Annotated in this window: 17 protein-coding genes and 1 tRNA gene; 13 read left to right on the forward strand and 5 right to left on the reverse strand. The window is 66.6% G+C overall.

Annotated elements, in window-relative coordinates:
- Positions 1–3 precede the first annotated feature (3 nt).
- The 9 genes from GGQ98_RS00075 to GGQ98_RS00115 all read left to right on the forward strand — a co-directional run bounded on the left by GGQ98_RS00075 (position 4) and on the right by GGQ98_RS00115 (position 7811).
- A complete protein-coding gene (locus tag GGQ98_RS00075; protein ID WP_207791168.1) occupies positions 4–807 on the forward strand; it encodes an enoyl-CoA hydratase family protein in 804 nt (267 codons plus the stop codon).
- Entirely contained in the window at positions 807–1958 is a 1152-nt protein-coding gene (locus tag GGQ98_RS00080) for an acyl-CoA dehydrogenase family protein (RefSeq protein ID WP_184063269.1), read from the forward strand. Before GGQ98_RS00075 ends, GGQ98_RS00080 begins: the two co-directional genes overlap by 1 nt.
- Positions 1955–3583, forward strand: coding sequence for an AMP-binding protein (locus GGQ98_RS00085; protein ID WP_207791162.1), 1629 nt, complete (start codon positions 1955–1957; stop codon positions 3581–3583). The genes GGQ98_RS00080 and GGQ98_RS00085 overlap by 4 nt, the downstream gene beginning before the upstream one ends.
- Entirely contained in the window at positions 3580–4773 is a 1194-nt protein-coding gene (gene kynU, locus GGQ98_RS00090) for a kynureninase (RefSeq protein ID WP_184063272.1), read from the forward strand. The genes GGQ98_RS00085 and kynU overlap by 4 nt, the downstream gene beginning before the upstream one ends.
- On the forward strand, positions 4770–5615 hold the full coding sequence (gene kynA, locus GGQ98_RS00095) for a tryptophan 2,3-dioxygenase (RefSeq protein WP_341534093.1): 846 nt from the start codon (positions 4770–4772) through the stop codon (positions 5613–5615). The genes kynU and kynA overlap by 4 nt, the downstream gene beginning before the upstream one ends.
- A gap of 10 nt (positions 5616–5625) precedes the next feature.
- Positions 5626–6801 (forward strand): acyl-CoA dehydrogenase, encoded by a 1176-nt coding sequence (locus GGQ98_RS00100; protein WP_341534094.1) that lies wholly within the window; start codon positions 5626–5628, stop codon positions 6799–6801.
- 8 nt (positions 6802–6809) lie between these two features.
- Positions 6810–7226, forward strand: a complete 417-nt coding sequence (locus GGQ98_RS00105) for an acyl-CoA thioesterase (RefSeq protein ID WP_184063275.1) — start codon at positions 6810–6812, stop codon at positions 7224–7226.
- The gene (locus GGQ98_RS00110; protein ID WP_184063277.1) at positions 7219–7614 is read left to right on the forward strand and encodes a RidA family protein; all 396 of its coding nucleotides are present in this window, start codon (positions 7219–7221) and stop codon (positions 7612–7614) included. The genes GGQ98_RS00105 and GGQ98_RS00110 overlap by 8 nt, the downstream gene beginning before the upstream one ends.
- A 120-nt stretch (positions 7615–7734) precedes the next feature.
- Positions 7735–7811 (forward strand) — tRNA-Asp (locus GGQ98_RS00115).
- A 43-nt stretch (positions 7812–7854) separates the two neighbouring features.
- Here GGQ98_RS00115 and GGQ98_RS00120 read toward each other — a convergent pair.
- The 5 genes from GGQ98_RS00120 to GGQ98_RS00140 all read right to left on the reverse strand — a co-directional run bounded on the left by GGQ98_RS00120 (position 7855) and on the right by GGQ98_RS00140 (position 9663).
- Positions 7855–8163: a chorismate mutase gene (locus GGQ98_RS00120; RefSeq protein ID WP_184063280.1), complete on the reverse strand. Its 309-nt coding sequence runs from the start codon at positions 8161–8163 to the stop codon at positions 7855–7857.
- Complete coding sequence (locus tag GGQ98_RS00125; RefSeq protein ID WP_184063282.1) at positions 8160–8378, reverse strand: DUF2842 domain-containing protein; 219 nt, start codon at positions 8376–8378, stop codon at positions 8160–8162. Before GGQ98_RS00125 ends, GGQ98_RS00120 begins: the two co-directional genes overlap by 4 nt.
- The gene (locus tag GGQ98_RS00130; RefSeq protein WP_184063286.1) at positions 8375–8950 is read right to left on the reverse strand and encodes a 5-formyltetrahydrofolate cyclo-ligase; all 576 of its coding nucleotides are present in this window, start codon (positions 8948–8950) and stop codon (positions 8375–8377) included. The genes GGQ98_RS00125 and GGQ98_RS00130 overlap by 4 nt, the downstream gene beginning before the upstream one ends.
- Before the next feature lie 199 nt (positions 8951–9149).
- Complete coding sequence (locus GGQ98_RS00135; protein ID WP_184063289.1) at positions 9150–9461, reverse strand: cell division protein ZapA; 312 nt, start codon at positions 9459–9461, stop codon at positions 9150–9152.
- A gap of 4 nt (positions 9462–9465) precedes the next feature.
- On the reverse strand, positions 9466–9663 hold the full coding sequence (locus GGQ98_RS00140; protein ID WP_184063292.1) for a hypothetical protein: 198 nt from the start codon (positions 9661–9663) through the stop codon (positions 9466–9468).
- A 232-nt stretch (positions 9664–9895) separates the two neighbouring features.
- On the opposite strand from GGQ98_RS00140, the gene tkt reads away from it, so the two are divergent.
- The 4 genes from tkt to GGQ98_RS00160 all read left to right on the forward strand — a co-directional run bounded on the left by tkt (position 9896) and on the right by GGQ98_RS00160 (position 14693).
- Positions 9896–11866: a transketolase gene (tkt, locus tag GGQ98_RS00145; RefSeq protein WP_184063295.1), complete on the forward strand. Its 1971-nt coding sequence runs from the start codon at positions 9896–9898 to the stop codon at positions 11864–11866.
- A gap of 24 nt (positions 11867–11890) precedes the next feature.
- Positions 11891–12898 (forward strand): type I glyceraldehyde-3-phosphate dehydrogenase, encoded by a 1008-nt coding sequence (gene gap, locus GGQ98_RS00150; RefSeq protein ID WP_184063298.1) that lies wholly within the window; start codon positions 11891–11893, stop codon positions 12896–12898.
- Between the two features lie 2 nt (positions 12899–12900).
- Positions 12901–14094 carry a phosphoglycerate kinase gene (locus tag GGQ98_RS00155; protein ID WP_184063301.1) on the forward strand — a complete coding sequence of 398 codons (1194 nt, stop codon included), beginning with the start codon at positions 12901–12903 and terminating at the stop codon, positions 14092–14094.
- Positions 14095–14174: 80 nt separating this feature from the next.
- Complete coding sequence (locus tag GGQ98_RS00160; protein WP_184063304.1) at positions 14175–14693, forward strand: CAP domain-containing protein; 519 nt, start codon at positions 14175–14177, stop codon at positions 14691–14693.
- Positions 14694–14803 lie beyond the last annotated feature (110 nt).

A 14803-nucleotide genomic window follows, 5' to 3' on the forward strand; every position in this document is an offset into this window, starting at 1 on the left:
CAGATGGCAGGATTGAAGCCGAAGCATTTTCTCTGGGAGGTCGAAGGCCGCATCGCGCGCATCCGGCTCGACCGGCCCGAACGCAAGAACCCGCTGACGTTCGATTCGTATGCCGAGCTGCGCGACACGTTCCGCGCGCTCGTTTACGCCGACGACGTCGATGCGGTGGTGTTCCTGCCGAACGGCGGCAACTTCTGTTCGGGCGGCGATGTGCACGACATCATCGGGCCGCTCGTCGCGATGGACATGAAGGGGCTGCTGGCGTTCACGCGCATGACGGGCGATTTCGTGAAGGCGATGCTTCACTGCGGCAAGCCGATCATTGCGGCGGTGGACGGGATCGCCGTCGGGGCAGGCGCGATCATCACGATGGCGTCGGACATCCGCATCGCGACGCCCGCAGCGAAGACGGCGTTCCTGTTCACCCGCGTCGGCCTTGCGGGGTGCGACATGGGGGCGTGCGCGATGCTGCCGCGCATCATCGGGCAGGGCAGGGCTTCGGAGCTGCTTTATACCGGGCGCACGATGAGCGCCGAGGAAGGCGAACGCTGGGGCTATTACAACCGGCTCGTCGCGGCCGATGCGCTGGAGGCGGACGCGCTGGAGATGGCGCGGCGCATCGTTTCCGGGCCGACCTTCGCGCACGGCATCACGAAGACGCAGCTCAATCAGGAATGGTCGATGAGCCTGGACCAGGCGATCGAGTCCGAAGCGCAGGCGCAGGCGATCTGCATGCAGACGCGGGATTTCGAGCGGGCGTACAAGGCGTTCGTGGCGAAGCAGACGCCCGTGTTCGAGGGCGACTGATGGCAGACCGCAGCTTTCTCGACTGGCCGTTCTTCGAAGACCGGCACCGCGACTATGCCGCGCGGCTGGAGGCGTGGTGCCGGGAGAATTTGCCTGTCGACCACGGCGACACCGACGCTGCGTGCCGCCGGCTTGTGGCCATACTGGGCGAAGGCGGCTGGCTTTTGCCGACGGCGGTAGACCCCGATGCCGTGGCCCCTCTCGACGTGCGCACGCTCTGCATCACGCGCGAGACGCTGGCGCGGCATGACGGGCTCGCCGACTTCGCCTTTGCGATGCAGGGGCTCGGCACCGGGACGATCAGCCTGTTCGGCGACGAAGGCCACCGCGAATGGCTGCGCAAGACGCGCGCGGGCAAGGCGATTTCCGCGTTCGCGCTTTCGGAGCCGCGCTCGGGATCGGACGTCGCCAACATGGACATGGCGGCGCGGCGCGACGGCGGCGACTATGTGCTTTCGGGCGAGAAAACGTGGATTTCGAACGGCGGGATCGCCGACGTTTACACCGTGTTCGCACGCACCGGCGAGGCGCCCGGCGCCAAGGGGCTTTCGGCGTTCATCGTGGCGGCGGACACGCCGGGGCTGGAGGTCGCCGAGCGCATCGACGTCATCGCCCCGCACCCGCTCGCGCGGCTGCGCTTCAACGATGTGCGCGTGCCCGCCTCGGCGATGGTGGGGAAACCGGGCGACGGCTTCCGCATCGCCATGTCGGTGCTCGACGTGTTCCGCTCGACCGTGGGCGCGGCGGCGCTCGGCTTTGCGCGGCGGGCACTGGAAGAGAGCATCACGCGCACGCGCGAGCGCACGCTTTTCGGCGCGCCGCTGTTCGACCTGCAGATGGTGCAGGGACATATCGCGGACATGGCGCTCGACGTCGATGCCGCCGCGCTCCTCGTCTACCGGGCCGCGTGGACCAAGGACATGGGCGCGCCGCGCGTGACGCGCGAGGCGGCGATGGCGAAGCTCTACGCCACCGATCGCGCGCAGGCGGTGATCGACAAGGCGGTGCAGCTTCACGGCGGCGACGGCGTGCGCCGGGGCCATATCGTCGAAAGCCTGTACCGGGAAATCCGCGCGCTTCGCATCTACGAAGGCGCATCGGACGTCCAGAAGGTGGTGATCGCACGTCAGGTAATGGGAGCGGGAGCATGATTTTGGGGCCGTCGGCGCATGTCGATACGTTCACGCGGGACAATCTGCCGCCCTTCGAAGAATGGCCGGACCTGCTGCTGGACGGCTTCGATTACCCCGAAACTCTGAACGCGGGCGTCGAGCTGACCGACGCGATGGTGGAGAAGGGCTTCGGCGACCACACCGCGCTGATCGGTAACGGGCGGCAGCGCACCTACAAGGAACTCACCGACTGGTCGAACCGCATCGCGCATGCGCTTGTCGAGGATTACGGCGTTCAGCCGGGCAACCGCGTGCTGATCCGGTCTGCCAACAACCCCGCGATGGTCGCGTGCTGGCTCGCCGCGACGAAGGCGGGGGCGGTCGTCGTCAACACCATGCCGATGCTGCGCGCGGGCGAGCTTTCGAAGATCGTCGACAAGGCGGAGATCAGCCTTGCGCTCTGCGACACGCGGCTGATGGACGAAATGGCTCTGTGCGCGAAGGACAGCCGTTTCCTGAAAGCGGTCGTCGGCTTCGACGGCACCGCGAACCACGATGCGGAGCTTGATCGCGTCGCGCTCGGCAAGTCGGTGAAATTCGATGCGGTCGAGACGGGCCGCGACGACGTGGCGCTGCTCGGCTTCACATCGGGCACCACGGGCGAGCCCAAGGCGACGATGCACTTCCACCGCGACCTGCTCATCATCGCGGACGGCTATGCGAAGGAAGTGCTCGGCGTGCGCCCGAACGATATTTTCGTGGGCTCCCCGCCGCTCGCCTTCACCTTCGGGCTCGGCGGGCTCGCGATCTTTCCGCTGCGTTTCGGGGCTGCCGCGACGCTGCTGGAGCACGCATCGCCTCCGAACATGATCGAGATCATCGAGACGTACCGGGCGACGATCAGCTTCACCGCGCCCACCGCCTACCGCATGATGCTCGCCGCGCTCGACGAGGGCGCGGACCTCTCGTCGCTGCGCATTGCCGTGTCGGCGGGCGAAACGCTGCCCGCGCCGGTGTTCGAGGACTGGGTGAGGAAGACCGGGAAGCCGATCCTCGACGGCATCGGCGCGACCGAAATGCTGCACATTTTCATTTCGAACCGGCTGGACGACATGCACCCGGCCTGCACGGGGCGGCCGCTCACCGGCTATGAGGCGAAGATCGTCGACGAGGACATGAGCGAACTGCCGCGCGGCGAGGTCGGGCGGCTTGCCGTGCGCGGGCCTGTCGGCTGCCGCTATCTCGCCGACACGCGTCAGCAGAAGTACGTGAAGAAAGGCTGGAACCTGACCGGCGATTCCTTCACGCAGGACACCGAGGGCCGTTTCCACTTCGCCGCGCGCTCCGACGACATGATCATCTCGGCGGGCTATAACATCGCCGGGCCGGAGGTGGAGGCCGCGCTGCTCAAGCATCCGCACGTGCTCGAATGCGCGGTGATCGGCATCGCCGACGAGGCGCGGGGGCAGATCGTGGAGGCGCATATCGTTCTGGTGGAAGGCGTCGCGGCGGGCGACGGTGTTGTGAAGACATTGCAGGATCACGTGAAGGCCACCATCGCGCCCTACAAGTATCCGCGTTCGGTGCGGTTCACCGCCGCGCTTCCGAAAACCGAAAGCGGCAAGATCCAGCGGTTCCGATTGAAAGCGGAAAGACAGGCATGACCGATTTCAGCGCGACGCGCGCCAAGTTCCATATCCCCGAAGGCGTCATCTACCTCGACGGCAATTCGCTCGGGCCGCTGCCGGTCGCTGCGAAGGCGCGCGCGGGCAAGGTGATCGAAGAGGAGTGGGGCGGCGAGCTTATCAAGGGCTGGAACAGCGCCGGCTGGATGGTGCAGCCGCGGAAAGTGGGCGACCGCATCGCCCGGCTGATTGGCGCGCCCGAGGGCAGCGTCGTGATGGGCGATACGCTTTCGATCAAGGTCTATCAGGCGCTCGCATCGGCGCTCGAAATGCGCCCCGAGCGGCGCGTGATCCTGTCGGACAGCGGCAATTTCCCCACCGACCTCTACATGGCGCAGGGCTTGATCCGCTCGCTGGGGCAGGGGCACGAACTGAAGGTCGTGGAGCCCGAAGCCGTGGAGGCCGCGATCGACGAGAGCGTCGCGGTGCTGATGATTACCGAGGTCGATTATCGCACGGGCCGCGTGCACGACATGGCGAAGCTCACCGCAAAGGCGCACGCGACAGGCGCGCTGACGATCTGGGATCTCGCGCACTCGGCAGGTGCGATCCCCGTGGATGTGACGCGGGCAGGCGCAGACTTCGCAGTCGGCTGCACCTACAAATACCTGAACGGCGGCCCCGGCGCGCCTGCGTTCATCTACGTCGCCGCCGAGCACGCAGGCGCCGCACGCCCGGCGCTTTCCGGCTGGATGGGGCACGAGGCGCCGTTCGCGTTCGACCATGACTACCGCCCCGGCGGCGGCATCGAGCGGATGCGCGTCGGCACGCCGCCGATCATCGCGCTCGCCGTGCTCGATGCCGCGCTCGATGCATGGGAGGGCGTCGACATGGCGGACGTGCGCCGCAAGTCGGTGGAACTGTCGGAACTGTTCATCCGCGAGGTCGAGGCGCGCTGCCCCGAGCTGACGCTGGCCTCGCCCCGCGACAGCGCAGTGCGGGGCAGCCAGGTGTCGTTCCGTCACGCGCAGGGCTACGCGATCATGCAGGCGCTGATCGCGCGCGGGCTCATCGGCGATTTCCGCGCGCCCGACGCGCTGCGCTTCGGTTTCACGCCGCTCTATATCGGGCAGGACGAGGTTCTGGGCGCCGTCTCCATCATGGAGGATGTGCTGAACACGAAAAGCTGGGACAAACCCGAATATCACCGGAGAGGACTTGTCACGTGAGCGGATCGAAACCCTATGATCCCGCGACCGAAGGCGCCGAGATGTCGTTCCGCGAACGCATGTCGTACGGCGACTATCTGTCGCTCGATCGCATTCTCGATGCGCAGAACCCGCTTTCGACTGCGCACGACGAAATGCTGTTCATCATCCAGCACCAGACGTCCGAGTTGTGGATAAAGCTCGCCGTTCACGAGATGCGCGCCGCGATGAAGGCGATCCGCGAAGGGCGCGTGCAGAACGCCTTCAAGATGCTGACGCGCGTGGCGCGCATCTTCGAACAGCTCAACAGCGCGTGGGACGTGCTGCGGACGATGACACCGAGCGAATATACCGAGTTTCGGGATTCGCTGGGGCAATCGTCGGGCTTCCAGTCCTACCAGTACCGCGCGATCGAGTTTCTTGCGGGCAACCGCAACGCCGCGATGCTGAAGCCGCATGCGCACCGGCCCGACGTGATGGCGAAGCTGGAAGCCATTCTGGCCGAACCCAGCCTTTACGACGAGGCGCTGCTGCTGCTTCAGCGCAGCGGCATTCCGATCGGCGCGGCCGATGCGGAGCGCACCGACTGGGCGGCGCCGCGCGCGGAAAGCCAGGATGTGATCGAGGCCTGGAAAACCATTTACCAGGCGCCCGAAAAATACTGGGCGCTTTATGAGCTGGCCGAGAAACTGGTCGATTTCGAGGATTATTTCCGGCGCTGGCGCTTCAATCACGTAACGACCGTGGAGCGCATCATCGGACTGAAACGCGGCACCGGCGGCACGTCGGGCGTTTCCTACCTCCGCAAGATGCTTGAGGTGGAATTGTTCCCCGAACTCTGGAAAGTACGCACCGAACTCTAGGAGCACGACCGTGACAAATTTCGATCCCTTCGACCCCTTCGGGCTTGAGCAGCAGCTGACCGAAGACGAGCAGATGATTTCCACGACCGCGCGCCGCTATGCCGAGGACCGGCTGGCGCCGCGCGTCGTCGAGGCCTTCCGGCACGAGAAGACCGACGCTGCGATCTTCCGCGAGATGGGCGAGCTTGGCCTGCTCGGCGCGACGATTTCGCCCGAATACGGCGGCGCGGGCTTCGGCTATGTCGCCTACGGGCTGATCGCCCGCGAGGTGGAGGCGATCGACAGCGGCTACCGCTCGATGATGAGCGTGCAGTCTTCGCTCGTGATGGTGCCGATCGAGACGTTCGGATCGGAAGCGCAGAAGCAGAAGTACCTGCCGAAACTTGCGAGCGGCGAATGGATCGGCTGCTTCGGGCTCACCGAGCCGGACCACGGCTCCGACCCCGGATCGATGGCGACGCGCGCGAAGAGCGTGCCCGGCGGCTACCGTCTTTCAGGTGCCAAGACGTGGATCACCAATTCGCCGATCGCCCATGTCTTCGTGGTGTGGGCAAAGACCGATGACGGCGCCATTCGCGGCTTCGTGCTGGAAAAGGGCATGGAGGGGCTCTCTGCCCCCGCGATCCACGGCAAGGTCGGCCTGCGCGCCTCGATCACCGGGCAGATCCTTATGGACGAGGTGTTCGTGCCCGAAGAGGCGATGTTCCCGGAGGTGCGCGGGCTGAAAGGACCGTTCACCTGCCTCAACTCCGCGCGCTACGGCATCGCGTGGGGCGCGCTCGGCGCGGCGGAATCCTGCTACAAAACGGCGCGGCAATATACGATGGACCGCAAGCAGTTCGGGCGGCCGCTCGCCGCGAACCAGCTCATCCAGAAGAAGCTCGCCGACATGGTGACGGACATCGCCCTCGGCTTTCAGGGCTGCCTGCGGCTCGGGCGCATGAAGGAAGACGGGCATCCGCCGGTGGAGCTGACCTCGATCCTGAAGCGCAACAGCTGCGGCAAGGCGCTCGATATCGCCCGCACGGCGCGCGACATGCTCGGCGGCAACGGCATTTCCGACGAGTTCGGCGTGGCGCGGCACCTCGTGAACCTGGAGGTGGTGAACACCTACGAGGGCACGCACGATGTCCACGCGCTCATCATCGGGCGGGCGATCACCGGCATCGCCGCGTTCGCGAACTGAGCGGCGTCATGGCGTTCACGGCGGTTCGCCCTTTGCGGTTCGGGGACTGCGACCCTTCGGGGATCGCCTATTTCCCGTCGTATCTGCACCTGCTCGTGGGGGTGATGGAGGAGTTTTTCGACTCGATCGGCGCCCCCTGGCCGGTGATGATGGGCGAGCGCCGCATTTCGGTGCCCACGGTGCGGCTCGACATCACGTTCAGCCATCCGGGCGTTCACGGCGACGTGCTCGATTTCGCGCTCGGCGTGCGGCGCGTGGGCAAGAGTTCGCTCGACCTCATACACCGCATCACCTGCGGCGGCACATTGCTCTGGTCCGCTGAGCAGCGCATCGTCGCGACCGACACCGATACCCACCGCGCGCGTCCGTGGCCGGACGACATGCGCGCGGCGTTTGAACAGCATCTGGAGAGCACGAATGTTTGAAACCCTGCAGCCCGAAGGCTGGGTGAAGCCAATCGGCTATGCGAACGGCGTCGCCGCCGAGGGCACATTGATCTTCGTGGGCGGCCAGATCGGCTGGAATGCGAACGCGCAGTTCGAGACGGACGATTTCGCGGCGCAGACCCGGCAGACGCTTGAGAACGTCGTCGCGGTGCTGAAGGCGGGCGGGGCGGGGCCGGAGCATGTGGCCTCGATGACGTGGTACGTGACCGACAAGGCCGAATATCTCGCCAACCTGAAGGGCGTCGGCGCCGCCTACCGCGACGTGATGGGCAAGAACTTCCCGGCGATGGCGCTGGTGCAGGTCGCAGCGCTCGTCGAGGACCGCGCGAAGGTGGAGATTCAGGCGTTCGCGGTGAAGCCGCGCTGACGGAGTTGGATGCGTTTTCCACAGCTTATCGCGGTCTGCGCTGAAATAACGGAGATGCGCGCTTGACAGCGCCGGGCCCCGCCAATAGGTACGCCCGGCTTTCGAAATACGAAGCAATGCGCGGGTGTAGCTCAGTTGGTTAGAGTGCCGGCCTGTCACGCCGGAGGTCGCGGGTTCGAGCCCCGTCACTCGCGCCATTTCTCGCAAGCAGAAATGGCGCTTTCCCCGCAGGAAACGAGATCAGGCTTCGACGCTGTCGAAGACCCTGAACTCATGCGCGATGGAGCGCTCCACCAGCAGTTCATAGATCGCCGCGACGTGCTCGCGCGACAGCCCGTGCGCATCGGCGGCGGCGCAGGCCTTGGCGATCACGTCCGCCTTGCGCGCTTCGTCGCGCACCGCGCCGCGCGCCGTTTTCACGCGCGCCGCCGCCTCGATATACCGCATCCGCTTCGCCAGCAGCGCGACGATTTCCCGGTCGAGCGCATCGATCGCGGCGCGGATCTCGGGCATGGTGGTGCAGGCGTCGGGGGGAACGATGTCGGTCATTTACGGAAGCGTCCGGTCTCTATCCAGCGAACAAGGGGGCGGGCCGGGAAGACCCAGGCGATGCCGAGCAGGATCCAGACGGGAAGCTGGACGAGCACGGGAAGGCGCGTGACGGGCTCCGCCACCGCGACGGCGAGCACGGTGTAGATCGCGAGCAGAACGATCAGCAGCAGCACGCCGAAGGGCTTCCGTAGGCTGGGCCTGGGATCGGTCATGCGGCAAGCGTCCGGGTGGGGGTCACGACGGCGTCAAGGCGTTCGTCCCAGGCGTCCGCAGGGAGCGACGCGAGAATCTGCACATCCCAAGCAAGGCCGATCGCGACGGTGCGGTGCGCGGCTCTGAGCGCCGCCAGCGTGCGATCGAAGTGGCCCTTGCCCTGCCCGATGCGGTTGCCCTGCGCGTCGGCCGCCACGAGCGGGACGAGGAGCGCGCCGGGCACCGCCTCCGCCGCATCGGCAAGCGGCTGCAACGTGCCGAACGGTCCGGGCTCCAGCGGGCCGTCTGCGACGCGGAACAGCATGGCGTCGTCGCGGCTTGCAAACCACGGCAGCAGAACGGTCACGCCCGCCGGCAGCAGGTCGTGACAGGCGGCGGGATCGATTTCGTGGCCCATCGGCGCATAGCTGCCGACGGTGCGCGCACCCTGCAGGAACGGCAGCGCGCGCGCGGCGAGCGCCGTCTCCAGTGCCCGGCGTTCGTCTGCGGCGAGGGCGCGAACGAACGCGGCCCGGGCCGCCCGCGCATCGCGGCGCAGGGTGTCCTTGTCGGTGGGGAGGGAAGTGGACAAAGGGGAATCCGCGCGACAGGTCAAAATGGGTGGCGGAACCGCCTCGGCCGTTTGCCGGAATATCCTCTGACGCCAGTAACGTCAGGTGGGCACCATATGGTCGGACCAGGATCCGCACAGGGACAGCACCCTTGGATGTCGATATCGCCTCAGGGATGTTCGCATCGCGCGCACCAGGCAGTATCCGCCGTGTGGTAATCTAGGCGCTCGCGCGTCGCTTCTCAAGGGCTGCGACAACGGCTTCCACGCGCGCCGCCGCCTTTTCCAGCGCATTCGTGGCGATCGTGTCGCCGAGCGACGGATCGCGCTCCCGCGTTTCGAACAGTTCGTCGGCGATCAGGATGGCCGACATCAGCAGGAGACGCGGCTCGCTCATCTGGCCGAGCGCGCCCTGCAGGTCCGCCGCCTTGGCATCGACGTGCGCGGCGAGGCGGTTCAGCCGGTCTTCCTCGCCGTCGCGGCAGGCGAGGGGATAGGAGCGTCCGCCGATGGAGACATTGATCTGGCCCATGCGATCAGCCCCGCGACGCGATCAGCACGTCGAGATCGGCGACGGCGCGTTCGGTCGACTGACGCAGGCGGCGGTGCTTCTCGCGCAGCGCGTCCATCTCGGCGCCCGCGCCGTCGTCGATAGTCGTCGCGGCCCGCTCGAGTTTGTCGAGCGCGCTTTCGAGGCGTGTCAGCGCCGACGCGAAACCGGTCATCTGATCCATGCCGAAAAGTCCTGAAATCAGCAGTTTGGGCGGGGAACATAAGAACGAATCCGAATTAGGGTCAAGACAGGCGCGGGTCGGTTCACCGATTCATTTCGATTTCAAAGGATTCCCGCCGGTTTTGCGCGCGCATGGCCGCCATGCCTTGACATGACGTTGACGGGGCATAAGCCCCTCTCCATTGTTCGCGCCGATTCGCCGCCCGGCCATAATATTGGGAACCAAGCCGAAGATGACCGTTACCCACGCCGATCTCGCCAACGCCGTCCGCGCGCTGGCGATGGATGCCGTTCAGGCCGCGAATTCGGGCCATCCCGGAATGCCGATGGGCATGGCGGATGCCGGCACCGTCCTCTTCACGCAGCATCTGAAGTACGATCCGCAGTGGCCGCAGTGGCCCGATCGCGACCGCTTCGTTCTCTCCGCCGGTCACGGCTCGATGCTGATCTACGCGCTGCTCTGGCTCACCGGCTATGAGAAGCCGACGCTCGACCAAATTCGCAACTTCCGCCAGCTCGGCAGCCCGTGCGCGGGGCATCCCGAGAACTTCGAGCTTCCCGGCGTTGAAACCACGACCGGCCCGCTCGGGCAGGGTCTCGCCACCGCCGTCGGCATGGCGATCGCCGAACGCCACCTCAACGCGCGCTTCGGCGATGCGGTGCAGGATCACCATACCTGGGTGATCGCGGGCGACGGCTGCCTGATGGAAGGCATCAACCACGAGGCGATCGGCCTTGCCGGGCATTTGAAGCTCGGCCGCCTGAACGTGATCTGGGACGACAACCGCATCACCATCGACGGCGCGACCTCGATGTCGACGTCGGAAGACGTCGCCGCGCGCTATGAGGCTTCGGGCTGGCACGTCGTTTCCTGCGACGGCCACGACGCGGCGAGCATCGATGCGGCGCTGCGGGCCGCGAAGGCCGATCCCCGCCCGTCGCTGATCGCCTGCCGCACGATCATCGGCTACGGCGCCCCGAACAAGCAGGGCACGGCGGCGACGCACGGTTCGCCGCTCGGCGCGCCAGAGATCGCAGCAGCGCGCGAAACGCTCGGCTGGAATCACGCGCCCTTCGAAATTCCCGCCGACATCCTGAGCGCATGGCGTGACGCCGGTGCGCGCGGCGTCGATGCGAGTGCGAAGTGGAAAGAAGGCGCTTCCAAAACAGAAGGTTACGCGGAGTTCCTGCAATGGCTTGACGGGTCCGCGCTCAAAGCCGCAGGGCCGGCGCTGAAGGCGCACATCGACGGCCTGATCGCCGCGCCGCAGACGGTCGCCACGCGCAAGGCGAGCGAGCTTGCGCTCGGCGCGATCAATGCGGCGGCGCCGAACACCATCGGCGGCTCGGCCGATCTCACCGGCTCCAACAACACGCTGACCAAGGGCCTCGGCACGCTCGACGCCGCGAACTACGGCGGGCGCTACATCTATTACGGCATCCGCGAGTTCGGCATGTCCGCCGCGATGAACGGCATGGCGCTGCACGGCGGCATCATGCCCTACGGCGGCACCTTTCTGGTCTTCACCGATTATTGCCGCCCGGCGATCCGCCTCAGCGCGCTCCAGCGCGCGCAGGTCGTCTATGTGATGACGCACGATTCCATCGGCCTCGGCGAAGACGGCCCGACGCACCAGCCGATCGAGCATGTGATGAGCCTGCGCGTGATGCCCAACGTGCTCGTCATGCGTCCGGCCGACGTCGTGGAAACGGCGGAATGCTGGGCGCTCGCGCTTGAAAACACCACCGGCCCCGCCGTGCTTGCGCTCTCCCGCCAGAACCTGCCGCAGGTCCGCACGCAGGCGAGCGAGAACCTCTCGGCCAAGGGCGCATACCGCCTGCGCGCCGCGTCCGCCGCGCGGAAGGTCGTGTTTCTCGCCACCGGCTCAGAAGTGCAGGCCGCGCTCGCCGCCGCCGACCAACTCGAAGCCGCAGGCATCGGCTGCGACGTCGTTTCGATGCCCTGCTGGGAACTGTTCGACCTGCAAAGCGACACCTATCAGGCCGATATCCTGCCGGAAGACGCGCTCATCGTGTCGGTCGAGGCCGGGACGACCGTGGGCTGGGAACGCTACACGGGCCGCAAGGGCCTCAGGCTCGGCATCGACCGCTTCGGCGCCTCTGCGCCCGCCGAAGCCTTGTTCGAAAAATTCGGATTGACCCCCGACGCCATTGCAAAGGCGGTTCGGGCGAAGCTCGCTTAAATCAGGAACGGGAGTACGAAAAACATGGCGAAGGTTTCGATCAACGGATTCGGCCGCATCGGACGCCTCGTGGCGCGGGCCATTCTGGAGCGCCCGGAAAGCGGGCTCGAACTGGTCTCGATCAACGACCTGTCCGACGCGAAGGCGAACGCGCTGCTGTTCAAGCGCGATTCCGTGCACGGCACGTGGCAGGGCACGGTCAAGGTGGACGGCAACGATCTCATCATCGACGGCAAGCGCATCAAGGTTTCGGCCGAGCGCGACCCCGCGAACCTGCCGCACGCGGCAAACGGCGTCGACATCGCGCTTGAATGCACCGGCTTCTTCACGGACCGCGCGTCGGCCGAAAAGCATATCGCGGCGGGCGCCAGGAAGGTGCTGATCTCAGCGCCGGGCAAGAACGTCGATCTCACGGTCGTTTTCGGCGTGAACAACGACAAGCTCTCGGCCGAACACACGATCGTTTCGAACGCCAGCTGCACGACGAACTGCCTCGCGCCGGTCGCCAAGGTGCTGAACGATTCGATCGGCATCGAGCGCGGCCTGATGACGACGGTTCACGCCTACACCAACGACCAGAAGATCCTCGACCAGATCCACGAAGACCCGCGCCGCGCCCGCGCCGCCGCCATGTCGATGATCCCGACCACCACGGGCGCCGCCCGCGCCGTGGGCGAAGTGCTGCCCGAACTGAAAGGCAAGCTCGACGGTTCGGCGATCCGCGTGCCGACGCCCGACGTCAGCCTCGTCGACCTGACCTTCACGCCGGGGCGCGACACGACGAAGGACGAAGTGAACGCGATCCTGAAGGCGGCGTCTGAATCCGGCCCGCTGAAGGGCATCCTCTGCTATTCGGACGAGCCGCTGGTCTCGATCGACTATCAGCACACGGCGGCGTCCTCGACGATCGACAGCCTCGAAACCGCCGTTCTCGAAGGCAAGCTCGTCCGCGTGCTTTCCTGGTACGACAACGAGTGGGGCTTCTCGAACCGCATGGTCGACACCGCCAAGGCAATGGCGGCGTTCCTCTAGCCATGGCCAAGTTCCGGACGCTCGACGATATCGGGGACGTGAGCGGCAAGCGCGTCCTCGTTCGCGCCGATCTCAACGTGCCGATGCACGAAGGCAAGGTCAGCGACGACACGCGCCTGCGCGCCGCGCAGCCGACCATCGCGGAGCTTGCCGACAAGGGCGCGATCGTGCTGGTGCTGTCGCACTTCGGGCGTCCCAAGGGCGAAAACCCGATGCTCAGCCTGTCGCCGATCTCCTCGGCGCTTGCCAAGGTTCTGGGCCGCACGGTCGGCTTCGTCACCGAGTGCAAGGGCCCGGCTGCCGAGCAGGCGGTCGGCCTGATGGCGGCGGGCGAGATCGCGGTGCTGGAAAACACCCGCTTCGAGGCGGGCGAGGAGAAGAACGATCCGGCGCTGGTCGCTGCGATCGCCAAGCTCGGCGACATCTATGTGAACGACGCCTTCTCCGCTGCGCACCGCGCGCACGCCTCCACCGAGGGGCTGGCGCATGTGCTTCCGGCCTATGCGGGGCGCTCGATGCAGGCGGAGCTGGAGCATCTGGAAGCCGCGCTCGGCGAACCCGAACGCCCGGTTGCGGCGGTCGTCGGCGGCGCCAAGGTGTCCTCGAAGCTCGACGTGCTCAACAACCTCGTCAGCAAGGTCGATCACCTCATCATCGGCGGCGGTATGGCGAACACGTTCCTTGCCGCGAAGGGTGTCGATGTCGGCAAGTCGCTGTGCGAGCACGACCTCAAGGATACGGCGCTCGCCATCCTCGCGAAGGCGGAGGCGGCGCGCTGCACCGTGCATCTGCCCTACGACGTCGTCGTGGCGAAGGAATTCCGCGCCGATCCGCCGGTGCGCACCGTGAACGTCCACGAGGTCGCGGCGGACGAGATGATCCTCGACGTCGGCCCCGCCGCTGTCGAGGCGCTGTCGGATGCGCTCAAGACGTGCCGCACATTGGTGTGGAACGGGCCGCTCGGCGCGTTCGAGATGGCGCCGTTCGATGCGGCCACGGTCTCGCTCGCGCGCACGGCGGCGGCGCTTACCGAAGCCGGAAGCCTCGTTTCGGTGGCGGGCGGCGGCGATACGGTCGCGGCGCTCAACCACGCGGGCGTCGCCGACAGCTTCAGCTTCGTCTCGACGGCGGGCGGCGCGTTCCTCGAATGGATGGAAGGCAAGCCGCTGCCGGGTGTGGACGCGCTGCGCGCGTAACGGTTTTTCGGCGTCGGCAAGCCCGAAATTAACCACATCTTAAAACCCGACCTTAAGTCTTTGGCGCGAAGGTCGGTGCCATGCTTATGCGTCTTGCCGCAGCCGCGTTCCTCATCGCCACTCCTGCCGTCGCTGCGGGCTTCTCGACCGTTGCGGTCGCGAAGCACAGCTGGTGCGCGGCGGATGACGTCAATCCTGCAGAGGCCGTGGCCGCGCTCAACGACCTGCGCGGCGCACAGGGTCTTGCTCCGGTTCGGGTCGACATGGCGCTCACCCGCGCCGCGCAGGCGCATTCCGAAGATCTCGCGGGCTGGGGAAAACTCTCCCACAGCGGCTCCGACGGCAGCAATTTCGTCGATCGCGCGGACCGCGCCCGTTTCGACGGCGTGCCGCGTGCGGAGAACGTCGCGTGGAACCTGCCGACCTCGCATGCGGTGGTGGTGGCGTGGGACAAGAGCCCCGGCCACCGCGACAACATGATGCTCGACGACGTCACCGACGTGGGCATCGGCTACGCCTGCTCGTCCAGCAAGGGCCGCTTCTGGACCATGGTGCTCGGCCGCCGCGAGGGCGGCTTCACGCTCGCCGCGCTCAACTAGCCTGTCATCCTGAATCCGTGCGCGAGGTCGTTGCGATGCGCGGCCCTCTTCTGTATCACGCGCGGAAACCGGAATAATCCAGCCCGGAATACTCAAGCGACGAGGACGAC

This window comes from Sphingosinicella soli, from assembly GCF_014199685.1.
Classification (GTDB): domain Bacteria; phylum Pseudomonadota; class Alphaproteobacteria; order Sphingomonadales; family Sphingomonadaceae; genus Sphingosinicella; species Sphingosinicella soli.

Excerpts from the sequence above, each read along its gene's own strand:
- GGQ98_RS00160 (WP_184063304.1), top strand. The coding sequence starts at position 14,175 with ATGCTTATGCGTCTTGCCGCAGCCGCGTTCCTCATCGCCACTCCTGCC.
- GGQ98_RS00110 (WP_184063277.1), top strand. The coding sequence starts at position 7,219 with ATGTTTGAAACCCTGCAGCCCGAAGGCTGGGTGAAGCCAATCGGCTAT.
- GGQ98_RS00075 (WP_207791168.1), top strand. The coding sequence starts at position 4 with ATGGCAGGATTGAAGCCGAAGCATTTTCTCTGGGAGGTCGAAGGCCGC.
- GGQ98_RS00125 (WP_184063282.1), bottom strand. The coding sequence starts at position 8,378 with ATGACCGATCCCAGGCCCAGCCTACGGAAGCCCTTCGGCGTGCTGCTG.
- GGQ98_RS00105 (WP_184063275.1), top strand. The coding sequence starts at position 6,810 with ATGGCGTTCACGGCGGTTCGCCCTTTGCGGTTCGGGGACTGCGACCCT.
- kynU (WP_184063272.1), top strand. The coding sequence starts at position 3,580 with ATGACCGATTTCAGCGCGACGCGCGCCAAGTTCCATATCCCCGAAGGC.
- GGQ98_RS00080 (WP_184063269.1), top strand. The coding sequence starts at position 807 with ATGGCAGACCGCAGCTTTCTCGACTGGCCGTTCTTCGAAGACCGGCAC.
- GGQ98_RS00140 (WP_184063292.1), bottom strand. The coding sequence starts at position 9,663 with ATGGATCAGATGACCGGTTTCGCGTCGGCGCTGACACGCCTCGAAAGC.
- tkt (WP_184063295.1), top strand. The coding sequence starts at position 9,896 with ATGACCGTTACCCACGCCGATCTCGCCAACGCCGTCCGCGCGCTGGCG.
- gap (WP_184063298.1), top strand. The coding sequence starts at position 11,891 with ATGGCGAAGGTTTCGATCAACGGATTCGGCCGCATCGGACGCCTCGTG.
- GGQ98_RS00120 (WP_184063280.1), bottom strand. The coding sequence starts at position 8,163 with ATGACCGACATCGTTCCCCCCGACGCCTGCACCACCATGCCCGAGATC.
- GGQ98_RS00135 (WP_184063289.1), bottom strand. The coding sequence starts at position 9,461 with ATGGGCCAGATCAATGTCTCCATCGGCGGACGCTCCTATCCCCTCGCC.
- GGQ98_RS00155 (WP_184063301.1), top strand. The coding sequence starts at position 12,901 with ATGGCCAAGTTCCGGACGCTCGACGATATCGGGGACGTGAGCGGCAAG.
- GGQ98_RS00085 (WP_207791162.1), top strand. The coding sequence starts at position 1,955 with ATGATTTTGGGGCCGTCGGCGCATGTCGATACGTTCACGCGGGACAAT.